This is a genomic window from Pseudomonas sp. B23(2017) (genome assembly GCF_002113725.1).
GTDB lineage: Bacteria > Pseudomonadota > Gammaproteobacteria > Pseudomonadales > Pseudomonadaceae > Aquipseudomonas > Aquipseudomonas putida_Z.
The window spans coordinates 53,723-79,233 of sequence record NZ_NEJM01000017.1 but is presented as its reverse complement, the minus strand read 5'-3'; the positions used below and the strand labels follow the sequence as shown (position 1 = coordinate 79,233).

The window sequence follows — 25,511 nt, the reverse complement described above, 5'->3', positions numbered from 1 at the left end:
CTTGCCCGCTCCCACAGTTACCCCCGCAGGCTTCAGAGCCTGCACATGGCCTGTGGGAGCGGGCGCGCCCGCGAAGAAGCCAAAGAGATTGACCCTGCTTTTCGCCCGCGCCATGCTGCCCTCTCCCCTCCCCCACCGCACGATAGACCATGCTCACCTGGCTGACCCGCGACTCGCTGACCTTCCCGCCCCTGGAAAAGGCCCTGCACGACCCCAACGGCCTGCTCGCTGCCGGCGGCGACCTGAGCCCCGAGCGCCTGGTGCAGGCCTATCGCCATGGCTGCTTCCCGTGGTACCAGGACGGCCAGCCGATCCTCTGGTGGTCACCCGACCCGCGCACGGTGCTGCTCCCGGACCAGCTGCACGTGTCGCGCTCGCTGGCCAAGCTGATGCGCCAGGGTCGTTATCAGGTCAGCTTCGACACCGACTTCCCGGCGGTGATCGCCGCCTGCGCCGCGCCACGCGACTACGCCGACGGTACCTGGATCACCGACACCATGCGCGCCGCCTACTGCGAGCTGCACCGGCGCGGCATCGCCCATTCGGTGGAGGTGCGCCAGGATGGCGAGCTGGTCGGCGGCCTGTACGGCCTGGCCATGGGCCAGCTGTTCTTCGGCGAATCGATGTTCAGCCGCGCCGACAATGCCTCCAAGGTCGGCTTCGTGACCCTGGTCAACCACCTGCGCCAGGCCGGCTTCGTCCTCATCGACTGCCAGATGCCGACCAACCACCTGCACAGCCTGGGCGCCCACGCCATCAGCCGCGCCGAGTTCGCCGGCTACCTGGCACGCCACCTCGACCAGCCCAACAGCGCCACATGGCTTCCCTAGGCGAGTTCTCATAGCTGGCTTACACTTAAAGCAAAGTCTCACCGAGGGGGTTGATCATGACAGAGTTGGCGCGGTTGAAGTTCTATGCCACTCAGCCCCACTCCTGCAGCTACCTGCCCGACGAACAGGCAACCACACTGTTCCTCGACCCCAGCCAGCCGATGGACGTGCACGTGTACGCCGATTTGTCGGAAATGGGCTTCCGCCGCAGTGGCGACCACCTGTACCGCCCGCATTGCCAGAACTGCAATGCCTGCGTGCCGGCACGCATCCCGGCGGCGCGCTTCATCCCCAACCGCCAGCAACGGCGCATCCTCAAGCGCAACGCCGACCTGACCGTGACCGCCGCGCGCCCGGCGTTCAAGGAAGAGTACTTCGAGCTGTACCGGCGCTATATCGAAACGCGCCACGCCGACGGTGACATGTACCCGCCCAGCCGCGACCAGTTCTCCACCTTCCTGGTGCGAGACCTGCCGTTCTGCTGGTTCTACGAGTTCCGCCTGAAAGGCCGCTTGATGGCGGTAGCGGTGTGCGACCTGCTGCCCAACGGCCTGTCAGCGGTGTACACCTTCTACGAGCCGGACGAAGAACGCCGCAGCCTGGGCCGCTTCGCCATCCTCTGGCAGATCACCGAAGCCCTGCGCCAGGACCTGGAGGCGGTTTACCTGGGTTACTGGATCAAGAACTGCAAGAAAATGAACTACAAGACGCAGTATCGGCCTATCGAACTGTTGATAAATCAGCGCTGGGTCACCCTCAACTGAAAGGCATTGGCTTGACACACAGTTTTCGGGCATAATCCACGCCACTTTTTTGCCCGGTGCGGTTATGCGTCGGGCCAACACTGGATCCGAGGGCTCTACTGCATGTCGAAAGAAGACAGCTTCGAAATGGAAGGTACTGTCGTCGACACCCTGCCCAACACCATGTTCCGCGTGGAGTTGGAAAACGGGCACGTCGTAACCGCGCACATCTCCGGAAAGATGCGCAAGAACTACATCCGTATTCTCACTGGCGACAAGGTCCGCGTCGAACTGACGCCCTACGACCTGAGCAAGGGCCGCATCACCTACCGTGCGCGCTAAGCTCAAGCCATGAAAAAGCCCGGCCATGTGCCGGGCTTTTTTGCGCCTTCAGGATTGCAGGGGCTGCTTTGCAGCCCTTCGCGGGCACGCCCGCTCCCACAGGTAATAACTATCCCCCTGTGGGAGCGGGCGTGCCCGCGAAGGGCCGCAAAGCGGCCCCATCTATCAAGCAACCTCAGCCGTGGTCTCGAAGTCGAACACCAGTTCGCCATCGCGCAGGTCGACGTGCACCACGCCACCATGCTCGGCCAGTTCGCCAAACAGGATCTCTTCGGCCAGCGGCCGCTTGATCTTGTCCTGAATCAGCCGCGCCATCGGCCGCGCCCCCATCTGCACGTCGTAGCCCGAGGCCGCCAGCCAGCCGCGTGCATCATCGCTGACTTCCAGCAACACTCGTTTGTCTTCCAGCTGCGCCTGCAGTTCGATAAGGAACTTGTCGACGATGCTCTTGATCGTCTCGTGGCTCAGGCGACCAAACTGGATGATGGTGTCCAGGCGGTTGCGGAACTCCGGCGTGAAGCTCTTGCGGATGACTTCCATGGCATCGGACGCATGGTCCTGATGAGTAAAGCCGATCGAGGCCCGCGCGGCGGTTTCTGCGCCAGCGTTGGTGGTCATGATCAGGATCACGTTGCGGAAGTCGGCCTTGCGCCCGTTGTTGTCGGTCAGGGTGCCGTGGTCCATCACCTGCAGCAGCAGGTTGAAGACTTCCGGGTGAGCCTTCTCGATTTCGTCGAGCAGCAATACGCAGTGCGGTTGCTTGGTGATCGCCTCGGTCAGCAAACCACCCTGGTCGAAGCCAACATAGCCAGGAGGCGCACCGATCAGGCGCGACACGGTGTGGCGCTCCATGTACTCGGACATGTCGAAGCGCACCAGTTCCACGCCCAGCGCCTTGGCCAGCTGCCGTGCTGCTTCGGTCTTGCCGACGCCGGTCGGGCCGGCGAACAGGAACGAACCGACAGGCTTGTCCGGCGACTTGAGGCCGGCGCGGGACAGCTTGATGGCGGTGGCCAGCGAATCGATCGCCTGGTCCTGACCAAATACGGTCAGCTTCAGGTCACGCTCGAGGTTGCGCAGCAGTTCCTTGTCGGAACTGGTGACGTGCTTCGGCGGAATCCGCGCGATCTTGGCGACGATGTCTTCGACCTGCGGCACGTCGATGCGCTTGACGCGGTTGGCCTCCGGCTGCAGGCGCTGGTAGGCACCGGCTTCGTCGATCACGTCGATGGCCTTGTCCGGCATGTGCCGGTCATTGATGTAGCGCGAGGCCAGTTCAGCAGCGGCGCGCAAGGCTTCGTCGCTGTACTCGATGTTGTGGTGGCTTTCGAAGCGCCCTTTCAGGCCACGCAGGATGCCCACGGTGTCTTCGACCGACGGCTCGCTGACATCGACCTTCTGGAAGCGCCGCGCCAGGGCACGGTCCTTCTCGAAGATGCCGCGGAATTCCTGGAAGGTGGTCGAACCGATGCAACGGATCTCACCGGACGACAGCAGTGGTTTGAGCAGGTTGGACGCATCCATCACCCCGCCCGACGCCGCACCGGCACCAATGATGGTGTGGATTTCGTCGATGAACAGGATCGCCTGCGGGCGCTTGCGCAGCTCGCCTAGCAGCGCCTTGAAGCGCTTCTCGAAATCGCCACGGTATTTGGTACCCGCCAGCAGTGCGCCGAGGTCGAGGGAATACACCACGCTCTGCGCCAGCAAATCGGGCACCTGGCCATCGACGATGCGCTTGGCCAAGCCTTCGGCGATGGCGGTCTTGCCCACGCCTGCCTCACCCACCAGCAACGGGTTGTTCTTGCGCCGACGGGCAAGGATTTGCGCCACGCGTTCAACTTCCTGCTCGCGGCCTACCAGCGGGTCGATACGGCCGGCACGGGCCAGTTCGTTCAGGTTGCTGGCATAGGCATCCAGCGGGTTGCTCGAAGAGGCGGTATCGCCGCCCTCTTCATCCTGCATTTCCTGGTCGTTTTCGGAATGCGGACCATGGCCCGGCACCTTGGAGATGCCATGGGCGATGTAGTTGACCACGTCGATGCGGGCCACGCTCTGCTGCTTGAGCAGGAACACGGCCTGGCTTTCCTGTTCGCTGAAGATCGCCACCAGCACGTTGGCGCCAGTGACTTCACGCTTGCCGGAGCTTTGCACGTGGAACACGGCACGCTGCAGTACACGCTGGAAGCCCAGGGTCGGCTGGGTTTCGCGATCTTCATCGTTGACCGGGATCAGGGGTGTGGTGGAATCGATGAACTCTTGCAGGTCGTGCTTGAGTTTGTCGAGATTGGCGCCACAGGCGCGCAGAACGGTCGCGGCAGCCTCATTGTCAAGGAGTGCCAGCAGCAGATGTTCGACGGTCATGAACTCATGACGCTTCGAACGAGCCTCCTTGAAGGCAAGATTGAGGGTGACTTCGAGCTCGCGGTTTAACATAGCTTCACCTCATACCCAAGTGGTCGGCGATTAACCGTCCTTCTCGATTTCACAGAGTAGCGGATGCTGGCTTTCCCTGGCGTATTGGTTGACCTGCATAGCCTTTGTTTCGGCGATGTCACGGGTAAACAATCCGCACACTGCCCGCCCTTCGGTATGGACGGTCAGCATGATCTTGGTCGCCAGCTCGCGGTTCAGATTGAAGAACGTCTCGAGCACTTCGACGACGAAATCCATCGGCGTGTAGTCATCGTTGAACAAAACCACCTTGTACATCGGTGGCGCCTGCAGGATCGGCTTGGCTTCCTGAACTGCAAGACCCGAGCCGTCGTCCTCATTCGATTGCGGGCGATCCTGATTGAATGTTAGTCGAATCTCACTAGGTGCATGCATGGAAAGAATTTCATCATGAGCGACAGGTTAAGGTTGTGGGTTGACTGCGAAGGGCACGGCCAGCGCAGGCGCCGGGCGACCTTGACTATCGGCAAAACGGTGTTACAACCAATAGGAACCCACCGTGGTCGATAAAGATCCGCGCAGTCAACCAGATTTTTCGCATGGTTCGTATGCGGATGAAGTGGATGATACTCCAGTGATGGAGTCCTTTGCAGAGGGACATAGGGATGGCAAGCGGTAAAGTCAAGTGGTTCAACAATGCCAAGGGCTACGGATTCATCAATGAAGAGGGCAAGACTGACGACTTGTTCGCTCATTATTCAGCCATCCAGATGGACGGGTACAAGACGCTCAAGGCCGGCCAGGCCGTGAGCTTCGACATCGTCCAGGGCCCCAAAGGCCTGCACGCGGTGAATATCAGCAGCGCCACTGCCGCCGCGGCCGCCAGGGCTCCGCAAACCAGCAGCACTGCCGACGCCTGAACTGCCGCGCCGCCTGCCGGTACACGAAAAAACCGGCCGCCTCCTGACTGGAAGCGGCCGGTTTTCCGTTGCCTTACATATGCTTGATCATTTCATCGCCAAAGCCTGAACTGCTCACCAGCCTGGCGCCGTCCATCAGGCGTTCGAAGTCATAGGTCACGGTCTTGGCAGCAATCGCGCCATTGGTACCCTTGATGATCAGGTCCGCCGCCTCGGTCCAGCCCATGTGCCGCAGCATCATCTCCGCCGACAGGATCACCGAACCCGGGTTGACCTTGTCCTGCCCGGCATACTTGGGCGCGGTGCCGTGGGTGGCCTCGAACATGGCCACGGTGTCGGACAGGTTGGCACCCGGCGCAATGCCGATACCGCCCACTTCCGCCGCCAGGGCATCGGACAGGTAGTCACCGTTGAGGTTGAGGGTGGCGATCACGTCGTACTCGGCCGGGCGCAGCAGGATCTGCTGCAGCATGGCGTCGGCGATGGCGTCCTTGACGATGACCTCGCGGCCGCTCTTGGGGTTCTTGAACTTCATCCATGGGCCACCATCGAGCAGCTCGGCCCCGAACTCGTCGCGCGCCACTTCATAGCCCCAGTCCTTGAAGGCACCCTCGGTGAACTTCATGATGTTGCCCTTGTGCACCAGGGTCAGCGACTCGCGGTCGTTGTCCACCACGTACTGCAGCGCCTTGCGCACCAGGCGCTTGGTGCCTTCCTTCGACACCGGCTTGACGCCAATGCCGCAGTCCTGGTCGAAGCGGATCTTGGTAACGCCCATTTCCTCCTTGAGGAACTTGATCACCTTGTTCGCCTCGGGCGAGCCGGCCTTCCACTCGATGCCGGCATAGATGTCCTCGGAGTTCTCGCGGAAGATCACCATGTCCACATCGCCGGGTTTTTTCACCGGGCTGGGCACGCCCTGGAACCACAGCACCGGGCGCAGGCACACGTACAGGTCCAGTTGCTGGCGCAAGGCCACGTTGAGCGACCGGATGCCGCCGCCCACCGGGGTGGTCAGCGGCCCCTTGATCGACACCACGTAATCACGCACGGCATCGAGGGTTTCCTGGGGCAGCCAGGTGTCCTGGTCGTACACCTGGGTGGCTTTTTCGCCGGCGTATACCTCCATCCAGGCGATCTTGCGCTTGCCGCCGTAGGCCTTCTGCACGGCGGCGTCGACCACCTTGATCATTACCGGCGAGACATCGACGCCAATCCCGTCGCCCTCGATATAAGGAATGATCGGGTTGTCAGGAACGTTGAGCGAATGGTCTGCATTGACGGTGATCTTCGCGCCGTCGGTCGGAACCTTGATTTTCTGGTATCCCATGCTTGCACTACTCCGCTGTCGGGTGTGATTGGACATCATGCGATCCACTGAGCCTAAACCACATCTGCCGACCTGCAAGGCATGCGACAACCCGCCACATTGCCGCTTAGTCTTTGGTCTTATAAATGGGCCGATATCACTTGGCCTTGCTGATTAGCCCGAATGGTTTGGTATACTCCGCCGCGACCGAAGGGTCATCGGGGCGATCCCTTGGAAAAATGCGGACCGCCCTTGGCCATGAATGGACACAAAGCCTGGCCACGAAGCCTGGACTGTTACCGCAGCCCAGCACTTGACGCTCGACTGATGCATCCACCATCACCGCTCGCAGCCTCTCGACTTTCCGCTCATGGCGTTGCCAGGGCGATGCGCCTACCCTGCGCACCACGAGACTCGAGCACGCTCAGCACACAGAGAGTTAACCCGCATGCCCACCCGTTCCAAGATCATCTATACCTTCACCGACGAAGCCCCCGCCCTCGCCACTTACTCGCTGCTGCCGATCATCGAAGCCTTCACCGCTTCGGCTGACATCGCCGTCGAAACCCGCGACATCTCCCTGGCTGGCCGCATCCTCGCCGCCTTCCCGGAGCAACTGGGCGCAGAGAAGCAAGTAGGCGATCACCTGGCGGAACTGGGCCAGCTGGCTACCACCCCTGAAGCCAACATCATCAAGCTGCCGAACATCAGCGCCTCGGTACCGCAGCTGAAAGCCGCGATCAAGGAACTGCAGGGCAAGGGCTTCAACATCCCTGACTACGCCGACGAGCCGGCCACCGCGGAAGAGAAAGAATCCCGCGCCCGCTACGACCGCATCAAAGGTTCCGCCGTGAACCCGGTCCTGCGCGAAGGCAACTCCGACCGCCGCGCGCCGCTGTCGGTCAAGAACTACGCCCGCAAGCACCCGCACAAGATGGGCGCCTGGGCTGCCGACTCCAAGTCGCACGTTGCCCACATGACCCAGGGCGACTTCTACGGCAGCGAGAAAGCCGCACTGATCGAAGCTGACGACAGCCTGCGCATCGAGCTGGTCGGCAAAGACGGCAACACCACCGTACTGAAAGAAAAGACTGCGGTAAAAGCTGCCGAAGTCATCGACTGTGCCACCATGAGCCGCAAGGCCCTGAAAGCCTTCATCGCCGAGCAGATCGCCGATGCCAAGGCTTCCGGCGTGCTGCTGTCGGTACACCTGAAAGCCACCATGATGAAGGTCTCCGACCCGATCATGTTCGGCGTCATCGTCGAAGAGTTCTACAACGACGTGCTGGCCAAGCACGCCGCCGCCCTGGCTGAAGTAGGCTTCAACGCCAACAACGGCATCGGCGACCTGTACGCCCGCATCAAGGACCTGCCAGCCGAGAAGCAGGCCGAGATCGAAGCCGACATCCAGGCCCTGTACGCCCAGCGTCCGGCCCTGGCCATGGTCAACTCCGACAAAGGCATCACCAACCTGCACGTGCCGAGCGACGTCATCGTCGACGCCTCGATGCCGGCCATGATCCGTGACTCGGGCAAGATGTGGAACGCCGCCGGCGAACTGCAGGATACCAAGGCGATCATCCCGGACCGCTGCTACGCCGGCATCTACCAGGCCACCATCGAAGACTGCAAGGCCAACGGCGCCTTCGACCCGACCACCATGGGCAGCGTACCGAACGTCGGCCTGATGGCACAGAAGGCCGAAGAATACGGCTCCCACGACAAGACCTTCCAGATCAAGGCCGACGGCGTCGTGCGCGTGGTCGACAGCAAAGGCCAGGTCGTTCTCGAGCAGAACGTCGAAGCCGGCGACATCTTCCGCATGTGCCAGGTCAAGGACGCGCCGATCCAGGACTGGGTCAAGCTGGCCGTCAACCGTGCCCGCCTGAGCAACACCCCTGCAGTGTTCTGGCTGGACCCGGCCCGCGCCCACGACGGCGTGATGATCGAGAAGGTGCAGAAGTACCTGAAGGATCACGACACCTCCGGCCTGGACATCCGTATCCTGGCACCGGTCGACGCCATCAAGTTCTCCCTGGCCCGCATCCGCGAAGGCAAGGACACCATCTCGGTGACCGGCAACGTGCTGCGCGACTACCTGACCGACCTGTTCCCGATCATGGAACTGGGCACCAGCGCCAAGATGCTGTCGATCGTGCCGCTGATGAGCGGTGGCGGCCTGTTCGAAACCGGCGCCGGCGGTTCGGCACCGAAGCACGTGCAGCAGCTGGTGGAAGAGAACTTCCTGCGTTGGGACTCGCTGGGTGAATTCCTGGCCCTGGCCGCTTCCCTGGAGCACCTGGGCAACACCTACGACAACCCGCGCGCCAAAGTGCTGGCCAACACCCTGGACCAGGCCACCGGCAAGTTCCTCGACACCAACAAGTCGCCTTCGCGCAAAGTCGGTGGTATCGACAACCGCGGCAGCCACTTCTACCTGACCCTGTACTGGGCCCAGGCCCTGGCTGCGCAGAACGACGACGCTGCCCTGCAGGCACGCTTCGCACCACTGGCCAAGACCCTGACCGAGAACGAGGAGACCATCGTCGCCGAGCTCAACGCCGTCCAGGGCAAGCCGGCCGACATCGGCGGCTACTACGCCCCGGATGCCGAGCTGACCGCCAAGGTGATGCGCCCAAGCCAGACCCTGAACAGCGCCATTGCCGCCCTGTAAGGTTCGCTTGAAGTAACAGCACAAACCCCGGCCACGCACCGGGGTTTGTGCTTTCTGGGATGGGGCTGCTTTGCAGCCCTTCGCGGGCACGCCCGCTCCCACAGGAAAAGTGTTTCCAGTCAAGCTGGCGCATCACTTGTGGGAGCGGGCGTGCCCGCGAAGGGCCGCAAAGCGGCCCCCTCAATCGACAAGGACACAGCAATGACCTGGCAACCCCACATCACCGTCGCCACCATCGTCGAACACGAAGGCAAGTTCCTCTTCGTCGAAGAATTCAAAGCCAACCAGCACGTCTTCAACCAGCCCGCCGGCCACCTCGAACCCAACGAGACCCTGCCCCAGGCCGCCCTGCGCGAAACCCTCGAAGAAACCGCCTGGGAAGTCGAGCTCACCGGCGTGGTCGGCATCTACCTGTACACCGCCCCAAGCAACGGCGTGACCTACCAGCGCATCTGCTTCGCCGCCCGCCCCGTGCGCCATCACGCCGACCTGGCGCTGGACAGCGACATCGTCCGCGCCGTGTGGCTGACCCGCGACGAACTGCTGGCCGACCCCGCCCGCTGGCGCAGCGAGCTGGTGCCACGCTGCCTCGACGACTACCTGAAAGGCCCCTTGCACAGCCTCGACCTGCTGCGCGACTGACGCGCCGCCGCAGGTTTGATAGAATCGGCGTTTTTCCCCCCTTGATACACACCGGTAACCATGACCAGCCCAGCACTCAAAGACCCCGCCAAGACCCGCGTTATCGTCGGCATGTCCGGCGGCGTGGACTCTTCCGTCTCCGCCCTTCTGCTCATGGAGCAGGGCTACCAGGTGGAAGGGCTGTTCATGAAGAACTGGGAAGAAGACGACGGCACCGAATACTGCACCGCCCGTGAAGACCTGGCCGACGCCCAGGCCGTGTGCGACCGCATCGGTATCAAGCTGCACACCGCCAACTTCGCCGCCGAATACTGGGACAACGTGTTCGAGCACTTCCTCGAAGAGTACAAGGCCGGCCGCACGCCCAACCCGGACATCCTCTGCAACCGCGAAATCAAGTTCAAGGCGTTCCTCGACTACGCCCTGTCGCTGGGTGCCGACCTGATCGCCACCGGCCACTACGTGCGCCGCCGCGACACCGGCGAGCTCACCGAACTGCTCAAGGGCCTGGACCCGAACAAGGACCAGAGCTACTTCCTGCACGCCGTCGGCGGCAAGGAAATCGCCCGCACCCTGTTCCCGGTTGGCGAGCTGGAAAAGCCCGAAGTACGCGCCATTGCCGAAAAGCACGGCCTGGCCACCGCCAAGAAGAAGGACTCCACCGGCATCTGCTTCATCGGCGAGCGCCGCTTCAGCGACTTCCTCAAGCAATACCTGCCGGCCCAGCCGGGCAACATCGAGACCACCGACGGTGAAGTGATCGGCCGCCACCACGGCCTGATGTACCACACCATCGGCCAGCGCCAGGGCCTGGGCATTGGCGGCCTGAAGGACGCCGGTGACGAGCCGTGGTACGTGCTGCACAAGGACCTGACCCGCAACGTGCTGGTGGTCGGCCAGGGCAATGAACACCCGTGGTTGTTCTCCCGCGCCCTGCTCGCTTCGGAGATCTTCTGGGTCAACCCGGTCGACCTCAGCAGCCCGCGCCAGCTCACCGCCAAAGTGCGCTACCGCCAGAGCGACCAGCAGTGCACGCTGGAACTGACCGAAAGCGGTTACCGCGCAGTGTTCGACGAACCGCAACGTGCCGTTACCCCGGGCCAGTCGGTGGTGTTCTACGACGGCGAAGTGTGCCTGGGCGGCGGCGTGATCGAAGCCGCCGAGCCGTGGAGCCCGCGCGCATGAGCAACCTGCAGGAGCAGCTGATTGCGTTGGGCGGTGTGTTCCAGGCCGCCGTACTGGTCGACCGCATCGCCCGCACCGGCCAGGCCAGCGAGGCCAACATCGGCTGCATGCTCGGCAGCCTGCTGGTCCGCGACCCCAAGGACACCCTGGAGGTGTTCGGCGGTGACGACCTGAACCTGCGCGACGGCTATCGCGCGCTGGTCGGCGCGCTGGAGCGCGACCCCAGCAGCCTGCAGCGCGAGCCGCTGCGCTACGCCCTGTCGATGCTGGGCCTGGAGCGCCAGTTGAACAAGCGCGGCGACCTGCTCGACACCATTGGCAACCGCCTGCCGCAAATCCAGTCCCAGGCCGAGCATTTCGGCCTGGTTCATGAAAACGTCATCGCTTCCAGTGGAGCCTTGTACCAGGACACCCTGAGCACCTTGCGCCAGCGCATCCAGGTACATGGCGACATGCGCTTCCTGCAGCAGGCCAGCAACGCCTCGAAGATCCGCGCCCTGCTGCTGGCCGGCATCCGCGCCGCACGCCTGTGGCGCCAACTGGGCGGGCACCGCTGGCAGCTGGTATTCAGCCGGCGCAAGCTGTTGAACGAACTGTACGACATGATGCGCAGCCCCTCCTGACAGGGGCTGACAGTTCCGGTCTCATCGCCGGCAAGCCAGCTCCCACAGGATATGCACTGTGCTCAAGACCGGTGCAGTACCTGTGGGAGCTGGCTTGCCGGCGATAGGGCCAGAACAGGCAATGCACAATGCACAGCTGATTTATGGCCCGACCTTTGGTCAGCCACCCGACCTGAGCGCATTTTTCATGTATGATATGCGCCCTTCCAAAAGCCTGACTGTCCGAGAACACCCCATGCAGCTTTCTTCGCTCACTGCGGTTTCCCCTGTAGACGGCCGTTATGCCGGCAAAACCCAGGCCTTGCGCCCCATTTTCAGCGAATTCGGCCTGATCCGTTTCCGCGCCCTGGTCGAAGTGCGCTGGCTGCAGCGCCTGGCCGCCCACCCGCAGATCGGCGAAGTGCCGGCGTTCTCCGCCGAAGCCAACGCCCTGCTGGACAGCCTGGCCACCGACTTCAAGCTCGAGCACGCCGAACGCGTCAAGGAAATCGAGCGCACCACCAACCACGACGTCAAGGCGATCGAATACCTCCTCAAGGAGCAGGCCGCCAAGCTGCCTGAGCTGGCCAAGGTCAGCGAGTTCATCCACTTCGCCTGCACCAGCGAGGACATCAACAACCTGTCCCACGCCCTGATGCTGCGCGCCGGCCGTGACGAAGTGCTGCTGCCGCTGATGCGCCAGATCGCCGACGCCATCCGCGCCCTGGCCCACGCCCACGCCGACGTGCCGATGCTGTCGCGCACCCACGGCCAGCCGGCTTCGCCGACCACCCTGGGCAAGGAACTGGCCAACGTCGTGTACCGCCTGGAGCGCCAGATCGCTCAGGTTGCCGCCGTACCGCTGCTGGGCAAGATCAACGGTGCCGTGGGCAACTACAACGCCCACCTGTCGGCCTACTCGCAGATCGACTGGGAGCAGAACGCCCGCGCCTTCATCGAAGATGAGCTGGGCCTGCAGTTCAACCCGTACACCACCCAGATCGAGCCGCACGACTACATCGCCGAGCTGTTCGACGCCATCGCCCGCTTCAACACCATCCTGATCGACTTCGATCGCGATGTGTGGGGCTACATTTCGCTGGGCTACTTCAAGCAGAAGACCGTTGCCGGCGAAATCGGCTCGTCGACCATGCCGCACAAGGTCAACCCGATCGACTTCGAAAACTCCGAAGGCAACCTGGGTATCGCCAACGCGCTGTTCCAGCACCTGGCCAGCAAGCTGCCGATCTCGCGCTGGCAGCGTGACCTGACCGACTCCACCGTGCTGCGCAACCTGGGCGTGGGCTTTGCCCACAGCGTCATCGCCTACGAAGCCAGCCTGAAAGGCATCGGCAAGCTGGAAGTCAACGAAGCCCGCATCGCCGCCGACCTGGACGCCTGCTGGGAAGTGCTGGCCGAGCCGATCCAGACCGTGATGCGCCGCTTCAACATCGAAAACCCCTACGAGAAGCTCAAAGAGCTGACCCGTGGCAAGGGCATCACCCCGGAAGCGCTGCTGACCTTCATCGACGGCCTGGACATGCCAGCCGAAGCCAAGGCCGAGCTCAAGCAGCTGACCCCTGCTACCTACATCGGCAACGCGGCAGCACAGGCCAAACGCATCTAAGCTGACCGTCGCGTTCAACGCCCGGCCTGGCCGGGCGTTTTTATTCCCGAACGAAAATTACATTTTTTCAATAGGTTGAACATGAATCCTGATACTCCACTGCAGCTGCTGGGCGGCATCTCGGCCCGCGAATTCATGCGCGACTACTGGCAGAAGAAGCCGCTGCTGGTGCGCCAGGCCTTCCCGGACTTCATCAGCCCGATCGACCCCGACGAGCTGGCCGGCCTGGCCCTGGAAGAGGAAGTAGAGTCGCGTATCGTGCTCGAGCACGGCGCGCACCCGTGGGAGCTGCGCCGCGGCCCGTTCACCGAAGATACCTTTGCCGAGCTGCCGGAAAAGGACTGGACCCTGCTGGTGCAGGCCGTGGACCAGTTCGTCCCGGAAGTAGCCGAACTGCTGGAAAACTTCCGCTTCCTGCCCAGCTGGCGCATCGATGACGTGATGATCAGCTTCGCCGCCCCCGGTGGCAGCGTCGGCCCGCACTTCGACAACTACGACGTGTTCCTGCTGCAGGGCCACGGCCAGCGCAACTGGAAAATCGGCCAGATGTGCAGCAGCGACAGCTCGCTGCTGGAGCACGCCGACCTGCGCATCCTCGCCGACTTCGAGCAGAGCGATGAGTGGACCCTGGAGCCGGGCGACATGCTTTACCTGCCACCACGCCTGGCCCACTACGGCGTGGCCGTGGACGACTGCCTGACCTACTCGGTAGGCTTCCGCGCGCCAAGCGCCGCCGAAGTGCTGACCCACTTCACCGATTTCCTCGGCCAGTTCCTGCCCGACGAAGAACGCTACAGCGACGCCGATGCCCAGCCGGTCAGTGACCCGCACCAGATCCAGCACGACGCCCTCGACCGCCTCAAGGCGCTGCTCGACAAGCACATGGGCGACAAGGACCTGCTGCTGACCTGGTTCGGCCAGTTCATGACCGAGCCACGCTACCCCGAGCAGATCGTCGGTGAAGAGCTGTCCGAGGAAGAGCTGATCGATGCCCTGGAACAAGGCGCCATCCTGATCCGCAACCCGAGCGCGCGCCTGGCCTGGTCGGAGTTCGAAGAAGACCTGCTGCTGTTCGCCAGCGGCCGCAGCTGCCCGCTGCCGGGCAAACTGCGCGAGCTGCTGAAGCTGGTTTGCGCAGCCGACGCCCTGCACATCGACAACCTGGGCGAATGGCTGCAGGATGAAGATGGCCTTATGCTGGTACAGCAGCTGGTCAAACAAGGAAGCCTGGGATTCGCCAATGAATAAGATTCGTGTGCGCCTCGCCGACTGGCACAAGGACAACGCCGACATCCGCCGCATCCGCGAAGCGGTGTTCATTGCCGAACAGCACGTACCGCCGGAGCTGGAGTGGGACTCGGACGACCCGACCGCTGCGCACTTCCTGGCCCTGGAAGGCGACTACCCGATCGGCACCGCGCGCCTGCTGCCTGACGGCACCATTGGCCGGGTCTCGGTGCTGAAGGACTGGCGCGGGCTGAAGGTGGGTGACGCGCTGATGAACGCGGTGATTGTCGAAGCACAGAACCGCGACCTGAAGCAGCAGATGCTCAGCGCCCAGGTGCACGCCACGCCGTTCTACGAGCGGCTGGGCTTTCGCGTAGTCAGCGAAGAGTTCCTCGAAGCCGGCATCCCGCACGTGGACATGGTGCGCGACTCGCGCGCCTGAACCACGACCTTCCCACAGGCCCCACAAATTCTGAAAATCGTGGGGGCCTGTGGGAGCGGGTTCACCCGCGAAGAGGCCGGCACAGCCAAGACATCCCCTCTGACAAAAAAACCTGTACATCCATCCAGATAAAACTTGCCTCCGCGCCCTCGCTTGCGCATCCTATCGCCCATCACCCCCGATGAAGCGTCCCCGGCCATGCGCCTGTTCCTCTGCGAAAAACCCTCCCAGGCAAAAGACATCGCCAAAGTGCTCGGCGCCAACCGCAAGGGCGATGGCTGCTGGCAAGGCACCGACGTCTGCGTGACCTGGTGCATCGGCCACCTGCTGGAAACCGCCCCGCCCGACAGCTACGACGAACGCTTCAAGCGCTGGAACCTGGCCGACCTGCCGATCATCCCGGAAAAGTGGAAGATGCTGGTCAAGCCCAAGACCGCCAGCCAGTTCAAGGCAGTCAAGCGCCTGCTCGGCGAAGCGCGCGAACTGGTAATCGCCACCGACGCCGACCGCGAAGGCGAAATGATCGCCCGCGAACTGGTCGAGCATTGCCGCTACCGCGGCCCGGTGCAGCGCCTGTGGCTGTCGGCACTGGACGACGCGTCCATCCGCAAGGCCCTGGCGCGCCTGCTGCCGGGCCACGAAACCTTCAACCTGTACCACTCGGCGCTGGGCCGTTCGCGCGCAGACTGGCTGATCGGCATGAACATGAGCCGGCTGTTCACCCTGCTGGGCCGCCAGTCGGGCTATCAGGGCGTGCTGCCGGTGGGCCGGGTGCAAACGCCCACCTTGCGCCTGGTGGTCGACCGCGACCGCAGCATCGCCGACTTCGTGCCGGTACCGTTCTGGGCCATCGACGTGCAGCTCGAACACGCAGGCTTTGGCTTCAACGCCCAATGGCGCGCCCCCGAGGACGCCTGCGACGACCAGGGCCGCTGCCTGAACCAGGCCCTGGCGCAGCAGGCTGCCGCCGACATCGGCAATGCGGGTACTGCCCGGGCCGTGAAGGTGACCACCGAGCGCGTGCGTGAAGCGGCACCCCTGCCCTTCGACCTTGGCACCCTGCAGGAGCTGTGCTCGAAAAAGTTTGGCCTCGGCGCCCAGGAAACCCTCGACATCGCCCAGGCCCTGTACGAAACCCACAAGCTGATCACCTACCCGCGCAGCGACTGCGGCTACCTGCCGCAAAGCCAGCACGCCGAAGCGCCAGCCATCCTCGCCGCCCTGCAACGGGCCGATGCCAGCCTGGCGCCGCTGCAGCCCTACCTGGAGCCGCAACGCCGTTCACGGGCGTGGAACGATGCCAAGGTCAGCGCCCACCACGGCATCATCCCCACTGCCGCCGCCAGCGACCCGTCGCGCCTGCCGGCCAAGCACAAGGCGGTGTACACCCTGATCCGCGCCCGCTACCTGGCGCAGTTCCTGCCCAACCACGAGTACGACCGTACCCAGGCCGACTTCGACTGCGCCGGCCATGCCCTGCGTGCCGTAGGCAAGCAGATCGTCGAACCAGGCTGGCGCCGTGCGCTGCCCGAGGCGCTGACCCCGTCCAAGGGCCGCGAGGCACCACCGGCCCAGGTGCTGCCGGCGCTGCGCGAAGGCCAGGACTGCACAGTGCAGGGCCTGCAACTGAAAGACCTGTGGACCCAGCCGCCCAAGCCGTTTACCGAAGGCGACCTGATCAAGGCAATGAAGAACGTGGCCAAGCTGGTGGACGACCCGCGGTTGAAGCAGAAGCTCAAGGAAACCACCGGTATCGGCACCGAAGCCACCCGCGCCAGCATCATCCAGGGCCTGCTTGACCGCGGCTACCTGGTGAAGAACGGCAAGGCGCTGTCCGCCACCCCTGCGGCCTTCAGCCTGATCGACGCCGTGCCACGCGCCATTGCCGACCCAGGTACCACAGCTATCTGGGAGCAGGCGCTGGACATGGTGCAGAGTGGCGAAATGACGCTGGAAGAGTTCGTCGCCCGGCAGTCGGCATGGATGGGCAAACTGGTCGAACGGTGCAGCGGCATGCGCATGACCATCAGCGGGCCGGCAGCCGGGGCTGCGCCGCCGTGGAAGAAGAAGCGTCGGGGTGGCGGGAAGGGCAAAGCGGCCGCAGGCAAGCCAAGACAGCCTCGAAAAAAGGCGACAACCTGAAGATTTTGCACTTTCAGGTCAGGCCCCTTCGCGGGTGAACCCGCTCCCACATTTACAGCGCCGACCTCGAGACCGGTGATGGCTCTGTGGGAGCGGGTTTACCCGCGAAAGGGCCAGGACAGGCAACACAATAACCCGAGTTAAACCACAAACCCGGCCAATGCATTGGCGACATGAAATTTACCTGCTAAATTTTCATGAAAATAAACACAATAATTTTCATGAGACCCCTGCATGTTCAAACAATCCGCCCACCACGTCGCCAGCTACTACGCCCAGACCTACCCCGCCAGCATTCCCCTGCACCCTACCCTGCAAGGCAGCCACGACACCGAAGTCCTGATCATTGGCGCCGGCTTCAGCGGCCTGCACACCGCCTTGCGCCTGACCCAGGCCGGCAAGCGCGTAACGCTGCTGGAAGCCAGCCGCGTGGCCTGGGCCGCGTCCGGCCGCAACGGCGGCCAGGCACTGCTCGGGTGGTCATGCGACATGCCGCCGCTGGAAAAGGCCCTGGGCGTCGAACGCACCCGACGCCTGTGGGGCAGCATGTGCTGGGCCGCCGATGAAATGCGCGAACTGCCCGAGCGCCATGGCTTCGACATCGACTACCGGCAGGGCAGCCTGTGGACCGCCGTGCTGCCGCGCCGGGTGAAGATGCTGGAAGAAGCCCTGCACGAGGCCGAACACAAATGGGGCTACGACGCCCTGCGCCTGATCGGCCGCGACGAGCTGCCGCAATGGATCGACAGCCCGCGCTACCAGGCCGCGCTATACGATGCCAAAGGCGCCCACCTCAACCCGCTGAAGCTGGCTCAGGGCCTGGCCAGCACCATCGAGGCGGCTGGCGGGCGGATCTACGAACAGAGCCAGGTGCTCGACTACCAGAAAGTCGGCGACGGCTATGTGGCCCGTACCGACCGCGGCGAAGTACGCTGCCAGGTGCTGGTGCTGGCCTGCAACGCCTACATCGACCGCCTCGACCGCACCCTGTCGCGCCGCCTGTTGCCGGTTGGCTCCTATCAGGTAGCCACCGCACCGCTGGATGCCGACTTCGCCCAATCGCTACTGCCGCGCAACAGTTGCGTGATCGACAACCAGTTCGTGCCCGACTATTTCCGCCTCACCCCGGACCATCGCCTGCTGTTCGGCGGCGGCTGCACCTACCTGGGCGGTATTCCCAAAGATGTCGCCAGCGCCACCCGCCCCTACCTGGAGCGGGTGTTCCCGCAGCTGGCCGGGGTGGCCATCGACTATGCCTGGGGCGGCCATATCGACTGCAGCATCCAGCGCACCCCGGATGTCGGTCGCGAGGGCCAGCGCTACTGGCTGCAGGGTTTCTCTGGCCATGGCGTGCTACCAACACTGGCGGCGGCGCGGGCGGTCAGCGATGCCATTCTTGGCGACGACGACCTGCTGACGCTGTACCAAGGCATCGACAACGGCCGCTTCCCCGGCGGAGACCTGCTGGCAGCACCGCTGGAAGCTGCGGCCAAGGCCTGGTACCGGATGCGCGACCGCGTCTGATCGGTTGACGCCCCTTCCTTGTGGGAGCGGCCTTGTGTCGCGAAAGGGCCGCAAAGCGGCCCCAAGAAATTCAGTACTGACACACAAATTGCTGGGGCTGCTTTGCAGCCCTTTCGCGACACAAGGCCGCTCCCACAAAAGGCTGCGTAGGTCTGAAGCTCCGGTGCAAAATCACAAATTCCAGTACGAGGCAAAATACCTCCTATTCTCAATAGCTCCCTTCGCTTCCTGCACACAGGAGACCCGACCATGAGCTATGTAACCACGAAGGACGGCGTACAGATCTTCTACAAGGACTGGGGCCCGCGTGACGCGCCGGTCATCCACTTCCACCACGGCTGGCCGCTCAGCGCCGACGACTGGGATGCCCAGCTGTTGTACTTCCTCGCCCATGGTTACCGCGTGGTCGCCCACGACCGTCGCGGCCATGGCCGCTCCAGCCAGGTATGGGACGGCCACGACATGGACCACTACGCCGACGATGTGGCGGCGGTCGTCGCTCACCTGGGCATCCAGGGCGCCGTGCATGTCGGCCACTCGACCGGTGGCGGTGAAGTGGTGCGCTACATGGCCCGGCACCCAGAAGACAAGGTGGCCAAGGCCGTGCTGATCGCCGCCGTACCGCCACTGATGGTGCAGACGCCCGCTAATCCTGGTGGCCTGCCCAAATCGGTGTTCGACGGCTTCCAGGCCCAGGTTGCCAGCAACCGTGCGCAGTTCTACCGGGATGTGCCGGCCGGGCCGTTCTACGGCTACAACCGCCCCGGTGCAGAAGCCAGCGAAGGCATCATCGGCAACTGGTGGCGCCAAGGCATGATTGGCAGTGCCAAGGCCCATTACGATGGCATCGTGGCGTTTTCCCAGACCGACTTCACCGAAGACCTGAAGGGCATCACCCAGCCGGTGCTGGTGATGCACGGCGACGATGACCAGATCGTGCCGTATGAAAATTCCGGGGTGCTGTCGGCGAAGCTGCTGCCCAACGGCACACTCAAGACCTACAAAGGCTACCCGCATGGCATGCCGACCACCCATGCCGATGTGATCAATGCGGATTTGCTGGCGTTTATCCGTAGCTGATGTGATGGCCTGTACCGCCCCTTTCGCAGGCGCGCCCGCTCCCACAGATACTGCACAGGTCTTGAAATGTGCAGGTAACCTGTGGGAGCGGGCATGCCCGCGAAAGGGCCGGCACTGGCAACACACCTCCCCCAGGATTACCATGTCACCCTTCTAGTGCGGCCCTTTGCCGCCCCCTGCCTCCCTGCCTGCCAAAACCCCATGCCCTTCGAACTCACCGTAGAACCCCTCACCCTGCTGATCCTGGCCCTGGTCGCCTTCGTCGCCGGTTTCATCGATGCCATCGCCGGCGGTGGCGGCTTGCTCACCACCCCGGCGCTACTCACCGCCGGCATGCCGCCGCACCTGGTACTGGGCACCAACAAGCTCAGCTCTACCTTCGGCTCGGCCACCGCCGGCTTCACCTACTACAGGCGCAAGCTGTTCCACCCGGCGCAATGGCGCCCGGCATTGTTCGCCACCTTGGTCGGTGCTTTGCTCGGTGCAGTGATCGCCCACTACATGCCGGCCGAATGGCTGAACAAGATGTTGCCGGTGATCGTCTTCGCCTGTGGCGTCTACCTGCTGTTCGGCGGCACGCCCAAGGCGCCGCTGGATGCCGATGCGCCGATCAGGAAAAAGTGGCAAGTGCCGCAAGGCTTCACCCTGGGCTTCTATGACGGCGTGGCCGGCCCGGGTACCGGGGCGTTCTGGACGGTCAGCACCCTGCTGCTCTACCCCATCGACCTGGTCCGTGCCAGCGGCGTGGCGCGCAGCATGAACTTCGTCAGCAACATCGCAGCGCTGACGGTGTTCATCATTTCCGGGCAGGTGGACTACATCGTCGGCCTGTGCATGGGCCTGTCGGTGATGGTTGGCGCCTTCTTCGGCGCACGCACGGCGATCAGTGGCGGCAGCAAGTTCATCCGCCCGGTGTTCATAACCGTGGTGCTGGCATTGACCGTGCGCCTAGCGTGGCAGCACTGGTTCGGCCAAGCCTAGGCGGCGCGCAACGTACAGATCGATCAGGTACCGGGCAATCGACCGGCCGGCCGGCAGCGGCGGCAGGTCGTGGACGCTGAACCACTTGGCATCCTCGATCTCGTCCGGCTGCATGACGATATCGCCGCCGGCATACTCGGCATGGAAGCCCAGCATCATCGAATGCGGGAACGGCCAGCACTGGCTGCCGACGTACTGGATGTTCCTGACTTCCACCGCCACCTCTTCACGCACTTCACGCACCAGGCAGTCCTCGGCCGACTCGCCCGGCTCGGCAAAGCCTGCCAGTGTGCTGTACACCCCGGTGACGAAGCGTGGCGAACGCGCCAGCAGGATTTCGTCGCCACGGGTCACCAGCACGATCATGCTCGGCGAAATGCGCGGGTAGCTGCGCAGGTCGCAAGGCTGGCAGTACATTGCCCGCTCCCAGCGGATCTGCGTCATTGCCTGGCCGCAGCTGCCGCAGAAACGGTGCTCGCGGGCCCAGGTGCCGATCTGCGCGGCATAGCCCAGCACTTTGTAGGTGTCGAAGTCACCCTCGAGCATGAACGCGCGCAGGCCGCGCCAGGCGCAGCCAGGCAAGTCGGTGGCGCTGCGCAGTTCCAGCAGGAACACCGGCTGGCCGTCGAAGTGGCCGATGCCGTGCTCGCACAGCACGTCGAGGTCCTGGCGCTTGAGCCAGTCGCGAGGGAACAGCGCGCCGTTGTCGTCCACCAGGAACCCTTCCGGGCTGCGGGCCACGGCCAGCCCCCCGGTGATCTGCGGGTCGAGTACTGCGGTAGTCCAGCGTGCTGACATGTCGGGGGTTCCCTTACTGCGCGTCCCCCGGCCTGATCAGTCGGCGAACGTCGGTTTCTGTTTGCTCATGTGCGCCGCCACCGCCACGCGCAGGTCTTCGGACTGCAGCATCGCGGCGTTCCAGGTGGCGATGTACTCCAGGCCATCGTCGATGCGATGGTCACGCATGTAGCTGAGCATTTCCTTGGTGCCGGCCACGGCGATCGGCGATTTTGCGGCAATCTCGCCGGCGATGGCAAAGACCCCGTCCATCAGCGCGGCCTGATCATCATAGACCCGGTTGACCAGGCCGATGCGCAGCGCCTCTTCGGCCTCGACATTGCGCCCGGTGAAAGCCAGCTCACGCATCATGCCGTCACCGATGATACGAGGCAAACGTTGCAGTGTGCCGACATCGGCGGCCATGCCCATGTCGATTTCCTTGATCGAGAACTGCGCGTCGCTGCTGCAGTAGCGCATGTCGCAGGCCGAGATCAGATCGATGGCGCCGCCAATGCAGTAACCCTGCACCGCGGCCAGCACCGGCTTGCGGCATTTGTCCACGGCATTGAACGACGCCTGCAGGCGCAGGATGGTGCTGCGCAGGAAGCGTGCGTTACGGCCCACGTCCTTGCCCATCTGCCCGGCCAACGAAGCCAGCATCATCAGGTCGATACCAGCGGAAAAATGCTTGCCGGCACCGCTGATCACCACCGCCCGCACCGCGTCGGTGTCGTCGACCCACCGGAAGATGTCGATGATCTCCTCCCAGAAGGCCGCGTTCATCGCATTGCGCTTGTCCGGGCGGTTGATCTGAACGTGGGCGATGCTGTTGGTCAGTTCGACCTTGAACGCGCTGTACTCGGTCACGGGCGGCACTCCTGCGGGTGAAGGGTTCATGGCACGGATGGTAACCCACCCCGATGACCGCACTTGTGCCAAAAACGGGACTTTACGCCTTGCCTAAGACGCGCTGATCCGGCACCGTGCGCCATCGCCGAATCATAAGGATACAAATTCATGTCGCGCTCCCTGACCGGCGCCCTCGCCCACAGCTTTCTGGGCCAGTCGCCGCTTTGGTACAAGGCAGTCATCTGCCTGTTCCTGGTGCTCAACCCGCTGCTGCTGGTGACCGTCGGCCCGGTCGCTGCCGGCTGGGCACTGGTGCTCGAATTCATCTTCACCCTGGGCATGGCCCTGAAGTGCTACCCGCTGATGCCTGGCGGCCTGCTGCTGGTCGAAGCCCTGCTGTTGCAGATGACCACACCGCAAGCCCTGTACGAAGAGCTGCAGCACAACTTCCCGGTGATCCTGCTGCTGATGTTCATGGTCGCGGGCATCCACTTCATGAAGGAACTGCTGCTGTTCCTGTTCTCGCGCATCCTGCTGGGGGTGCGTTCGAAGGCGATCCTGGCGTTGCTGTTCTGCGTGCTGTCGGCATTCCTCTCGGCGTTTCTCGATGCGCTGACCGTGACCGCCGTGATCATCAGCGCCGCGGTGGGTTTCTATGCGGTGTACCACCGCGTCGCCTCCGGGGCCAACCCGCGCGAAGACAGTGCGCTGGACAGCGACCAGCAGGTCGCACAGTTGCACCGTGAAGACCTCGACCAGTTCCGCGCCTTCCTGCGCAGCCTGCTGATGCATGGCGCGGTGGGTACCGCCCTGGGCGGCGTGTGCACGCTGGTGGGCGAGCCGCAGAACCTGCTGATCGGCCATGAGATGGGCTGGCACTTCGCCGATTTCTTCCTGAAGGTGGCACCGGTGTCGCTGCCGGTGCTGGGCGCCGGCTTGCTGACCTGCGTGCTGCTGGAGAAGTTGCGCCTGTTCGGCTACGGCACGTTGATGCCCGAGCCGGTGCGCCAGGTGCTGGCCGCCTACGCCGCCGAGGACGATGCAGCACGCACCACTGCCCAGCGCATCGCGCTGTGGGTGCAAGGGTTCGCCGCACTGATCCTGATCGTCTGCCTGGGGCTGCACGTCGCCGAGGTCGGCCTGATCGGCCTGATGGTGATCGTGCTGATCACGGCATTCACCGGCATTACCGACGAACACCGCCTGGGCCGTGCCTTCCAGGACGCCATGCCGTTCACCGCATTGCTGGTGGTGTTCTTCGCCGTGGTGGCGGTGATTCATCAGCAGCAACTGTTCAGCCCGTTGATTGCCTGGGTGCTGGCGCTGCCGGCCGAGCAGCAACCGGGCATGCTGTACCTGGCCAACGGCCTGCTGTCGGCGATCAGCGACAACGTGTTCGTTGCCACCATCTACATCACCGAGGTGAAGCAGGCGTTCCTCAATGGCAGCATGAGCCGCGAGCATTTCGAGACGCTGGCGGTGGCGATCAACACCGGCACCAACCTGCCGAGCGTGGCGACGCCGAATGGGCAGGCGGCGTTCCTGTTCCTGCTGACTTCGGCAATCGCGCCGCTGATCCGGCTGTCGTATGGGCGAATGGTGTGGATGGCCTTGCCCTATACCGTAGTGATGGGTGGGCTGGGGTGGTGGGCGGTGACCTACTGGCTTTGAGGTAGCCTGCACCGGCCTCTTCGCGGGTGAACCCGCTCCCACAGGTACTGCACAGCCTTCGAAACTGTGGTGATCATGTGGGAGCGGGTTTACCCGCGAAAGGGTCAGTGCAGACCACTCAAACAGCCCTGTCGATTCTGCTGCCTGCCATTCGACTATCCCATGCCCCCAGCCACCCCCGGCTGCCAACAGGAGAGTCCCCATGCGCAAACTCATCGTAGCCGCCTTCATCAGCCTCGACGGTGTCATGCAAGCCCCCGGCGGCCCGCAGGAAGACACCAGCGGCGGCTTCACCTACGGCGGCTGGATCGTGCCCTACGCCGAGGAAGTCTTCGGCCAGGCCATGCAGGCCCTGTTCAGCCAGCCCTTCGAGTTGCTGCTGGGCCGGCGCACCTACGACATCTTCGCCGGCTACTGGCCAAAGGTAAAAGACAGCTCGGAAGACTACTCCATCGCCAACCTGTTCAACAGCGTGCCCAAGCACGTGGCCACCCACACCCCCGCAACCCTCGACTGGCACAACAGCCATGCTCTGGGCGCAGACATCACAGCAACGGTCCGCGCCCTGAAACAACAGGACGGCGCCAACCTGCTGACCCAGGGCAGCAGCGATCTGGTGCAGCAACTGCTGGCGGCGGGCCTGGTCGATGAACTGCAACTGCTGATCCACCCGTTGCTGCTCGGCCACGGCAAGCGCCTGTTCGGCGACGATGCTGCAGCGGCGGCCTTCACCCTGCAGCACTCGCAGGTTTCGCCCAAGGGCGTGGTCATCGCCCGTTACGTGCGTGCCGGCGAAGTGCAGACCGGTTCGTTCTGAAAGGCACGATTGCGTACAACTTTTGCCTCTCGCTCGCATCGAAACACAGGTAAGCCCCGTCCGTATCAAGGAGGTTCACCATGGCGCTACGCACCACGCTGCTGTTTTGCTGCATGACCCTGGCCCTGCTCGGCTGTGCCGGCAACGATCACCCGGCGCCGCCGCGCACCCAGCAGGTCGACCTGCAACGTTACCAGGGCACCTGGTACGAACTCGCGCGGCTGCCGATGTTCTTCCAGCGCAACTGCGTGCAGTCCGAAGCGCACTATGGCCTGCGAGAGGACGGCCGCCTCGACGTGACCAACCGCTGCCAGGAAAAGGACGGCCAGTGGAACCAGGCCAAGGGCATCGCCGAAGCCCAGCAACCGGGCAGCACCGACAAGCTCTGGGTGCGCTTCGACAACTGGTTCAGCCGCCTCGCGCCCGGCCTGACCAAGGGCGAGTACTGGGTGCTGTACCACGACCAGGACTACCGCGTAGCCTTGGTCGGCCACCCGAACCGCGAATACCTGTGGCTGCTTTCGCGCACGCCCGCGGTCACCGACCAGCTGCGCGAGCAACTGCTGACGATCGCCCGGGAGCAAGGCTATGACACCAGCAAGCTGATCTGGCGGCAGGCCGAGTAGGCAACACCTGGCGGGCCATCGACGACATGCGGCAATCCGGCTAAGGTGTGCGCCCTTACCGCCTCGAAGGAACGAGCCCGTTGAGTACCACGCCGCTACCTGCA

23 protein-coding genes are annotated in these 25,511 nt (G+C 63.7%); 18 read left to right on the top strand and 5 right to left on the bottom strand.

Going from position 1 to position 25,511, the window contains the following annotated elements; all coding sequences use genetic code 11:
* The first annotated feature begins 149 nt into the window (after positions 1-149).
* The 3 genes from aat to infA all read left to right on the top strand — a co-directional run bounded on the left by aat (position 150) and on the right by infA (position 1,915).
* On the top strand, positions 150-830 hold the full coding sequence (aat, locus tag CAG46_RS23290) for a leucyl/phenylalanyl-tRNA--protein transferase (RefSeq protein ID WP_075045644.1): 681 nt from the start codon (positions 150-152) through the stop codon (positions 828-830).
* 56 nt (positions 831-886) lie between these two features.
* Positions 887-1,594, top strand: coding sequence for an arginyltransferase (locus CAG46_RS23285; protein WP_085614903.1), 708 nt, complete (start codon positions 887-889; stop codon positions 1,592-1,594).
* Between the two features lie 102 nt (positions 1,595-1,696).
* Entirely contained in the window at positions 1,697-1,915 is a 219-nt protein-coding gene (gene infA, locus CAG46_RS23280; protein WP_002553999.1) for a translation initiation factor IF-1, read from the top strand.
* 165 nt (positions 1,916-2,080) lie between these two features.
* Here infA and clpA read toward each other — a convergent pair whose 3' ends face one another.
* Positions 2,081-4,351 (bottom strand): ATP-dependent Clp protease ATP-binding subunit ClpA, encoded by a 2,271-nt coding sequence (gene clpA / locus CAG46_RS23275; RefSeq protein WP_025339774.1) that lies wholly within the window; start codon positions 4,349-4,351, stop codon positions 2,081-2,083.
* A gap of 30 nt (positions 4,352-4,381) precedes the next feature.
* The gene (gene clpS / locus CAG46_RS23270) at positions 4,382-4,744 is read right to left on the bottom strand and encodes an ATP-dependent Clp protease adapter ClpS (RefSeq protein WP_013973290.1); all 363 of its coding nucleotides are present in this window, start codon (positions 4,742-4,744) and stop codon (positions 4,382-4,384) included.
* A 230-nt stretch (positions 4,745-4,974) separates the two neighbouring features.
* Here clpS and cspD point away from each other — a divergent pair, with 230 nt between their 5' ends.
* Positions 4,975-5,229 (top strand): cold shock domain-containing protein CspD, encoded by a 255-nt coding sequence (gene cspD / locus CAG46_RS23265; RefSeq protein WP_085614900.1) that lies wholly within the window; start codon positions 4,975-4,977, stop codon positions 5,227-5,229.
* A 73-nt stretch (positions 5,230-5,302) separates the two neighbouring features.
* On the opposite strand, the gene icd is transcribed toward cspD, so the two are convergent.
* Entirely contained in the window at positions 5,303-6,559 is a 1,257-nt protein-coding gene (icd, locus tag CAG46_RS23260) for an NADP-dependent isocitrate dehydrogenase (protein WP_025339776.1), read from the bottom strand.
* Positions 6,560-6,986: 427 nt separating this feature from the next.
* On the opposite strand from icd, the gene CAG46_RS23255 reads away from it, so the two are divergent.
* The 11 genes from CAG46_RS23255 (at position 6,987) to CAG46_RS23205 (ending at position 20,664) form a co-directional block, all read left to right on the top strand.
* Positions 6,987-9,212: an NADP-dependent isocitrate dehydrogenase gene (locus CAG46_RS23255; protein ID WP_085614898.1), complete on the top strand. Its 2,226-nt coding sequence runs from the start codon at positions 6,987-6,989 to the stop codon at positions 9,210-9,212.
* 201 nt (positions 9,213-9,413) lie between these two features.
* Entirely contained in the window at positions 9,414-9,854 is a 441-nt protein-coding gene (locus tag CAG46_RS23250) for an NUDIX hydrolase (RefSeq protein WP_025339778.1), read from the top strand.
* A 60-nt stretch (positions 9,855-9,914) separates the two neighbouring features.
* Positions 9,915-11,039 carry a tRNA 2-thiouridine(34) synthase MnmA gene (gene mnmA, locus CAG46_RS23245; protein WP_025339779.1) on the top strand — a complete coding sequence of 375 codons (1,125 nt, stop codon included), beginning with the start codon at positions 9,915-9,917 and terminating at the stop codon, positions 11,037-11,039.
* The gene (hflD, locus tag CAG46_RS23240) at positions 11,036-11,662 is read left to right on the top strand and encodes a high frequency lysogenization protein HflD (RefSeq protein WP_015270973.1); all 627 of its coding nucleotides are present in this window, start codon (positions 11,036-11,038) and stop codon (positions 11,660-11,662) included. Before mnmA ends, hflD begins: the two co-directional genes overlap by 4 nt.
* A 235-nt stretch (positions 11,663-11,897) precedes the next feature.
* Complete coding sequence (gene purB, locus CAG46_RS23235) at positions 11,898-13,268, top strand: adenylosuccinate lyase (RefSeq protein WP_013973297.1); 1,371 nt, start codon at positions 11,898-11,900, stop codon at positions 13,266-13,268.
* Positions 13,269-13,349: 81 nt separating this feature from the next.
* On the top strand, positions 13,350-14,516 hold the full coding sequence (locus CAG46_RS23230; RefSeq protein WP_013973298.1) for a cupin domain-containing protein: 1,167 nt from the start codon (positions 13,350-13,352) through the stop codon (positions 14,514-14,516).
* Entirely contained in the window at positions 14,509-14,937 is a 429-nt protein-coding gene (locus tag CAG46_RS23225; RefSeq protein WP_003258855.1) for a GNAT family N-acetyltransferase, read from the top strand. The genes CAG46_RS23230 and CAG46_RS23225 overlap by 8 nt, the downstream gene beginning before the upstream one ends.
* 198 nt (positions 14,938-15,135) lie before the next feature.
* Entirely contained in the window at positions 15,136-17,079 is a 1,944-nt protein-coding gene (locus CAG46_RS23220; RefSeq protein WP_085614896.1) for a DNA topoisomerase III, read from the top strand.
* A 234-nt stretch (positions 17,080-17,313) separates the two neighbouring features.
* On the top strand, positions 17,314-18,603 hold the full coding sequence (locus CAG46_RS23215; RefSeq protein WP_085614894.1) for an FAD-binding oxidoreductase: 1,290 nt from the start codon (positions 17,314-17,316) through the stop codon (positions 18,601-18,603).
* A 249-nt stretch (positions 18,604-18,852) separates the two neighbouring features.
* Entirely contained in the window at positions 18,853-19,683 is an 831-nt protein-coding gene (locus CAG46_RS23210) for an alpha/beta fold hydrolase (protein ID WP_085614892.1), read from the top strand.
* 201 nt (positions 19,684-19,884) lie between these two features.
* On the top strand, positions 19,885-20,664 hold the full coding sequence (locus CAG46_RS23205) for a TSUP family transporter (RefSeq protein ID WP_013973303.1): 780 nt from the start codon (positions 19,885-19,887) through the stop codon (positions 20,662-20,664).
* Here CAG46_RS23205 and nudC read toward each other — a convergent pair.
* Entirely contained in the window at positions 20,632-21,462 is an 831-nt protein-coding gene (gene nudC, locus CAG46_RS23200; RefSeq protein WP_085614890.1) for an NAD(+) diphosphatase, read from the bottom strand. The two genes, CAG46_RS23205 and nudC, sit on opposite strands and share 33 nt — an antisense overlap.
* Positions 21,463-21,498: 36 nt before the next feature.
* Complete coding sequence (locus CAG46_RS23195; RefSeq protein WP_039613165.1) at positions 21,499-22,311, bottom strand: crotonase/enoyl-CoA hydratase family protein; 813 nt, start codon at positions 22,309-22,311, stop codon at positions 21,499-21,501.
* A 150-nt stretch (positions 22,312-22,461) separates the two neighbouring features.
* Here CAG46_RS23195 and nhaB point away from each other — a divergent pair, with 150 nt between their 5' ends.
* From nhaB to CAG46_RS23180, 3 genes are all read left to right on the top strand, one after another.
* Entirely contained in the window at positions 22,462-23,964 is a 1,503-nt protein-coding gene (gene nhaB, locus CAG46_RS23190) for a sodium/proton antiporter NhaB (RefSeq protein ID WP_003258843.1), read from the top strand.
* A gap of 202 nt (positions 23,965-24,166) precedes the next feature.
* Positions 24,167-24,781 (top strand): dihydrofolate reductase family protein, encoded by a 615-nt coding sequence (locus CAG46_RS23185; protein WP_085614888.1) that lies wholly within the window; start codon positions 24,167-24,169, stop codon positions 24,779-24,781.
* 80 nt (positions 24,782-24,861) lie between these two features.
* The gene (locus CAG46_RS23180; RefSeq protein WP_025339788.1) at positions 24,862-25,407 is read left to right on the top strand and encodes a lipocalin family protein; all 546 of its coding nucleotides are present in this window, start codon (positions 24,862-24,864) and stop codon (positions 25,405-25,407) included.
* Positions 25,408-25,511 lie beyond the last annotated feature (104 nt).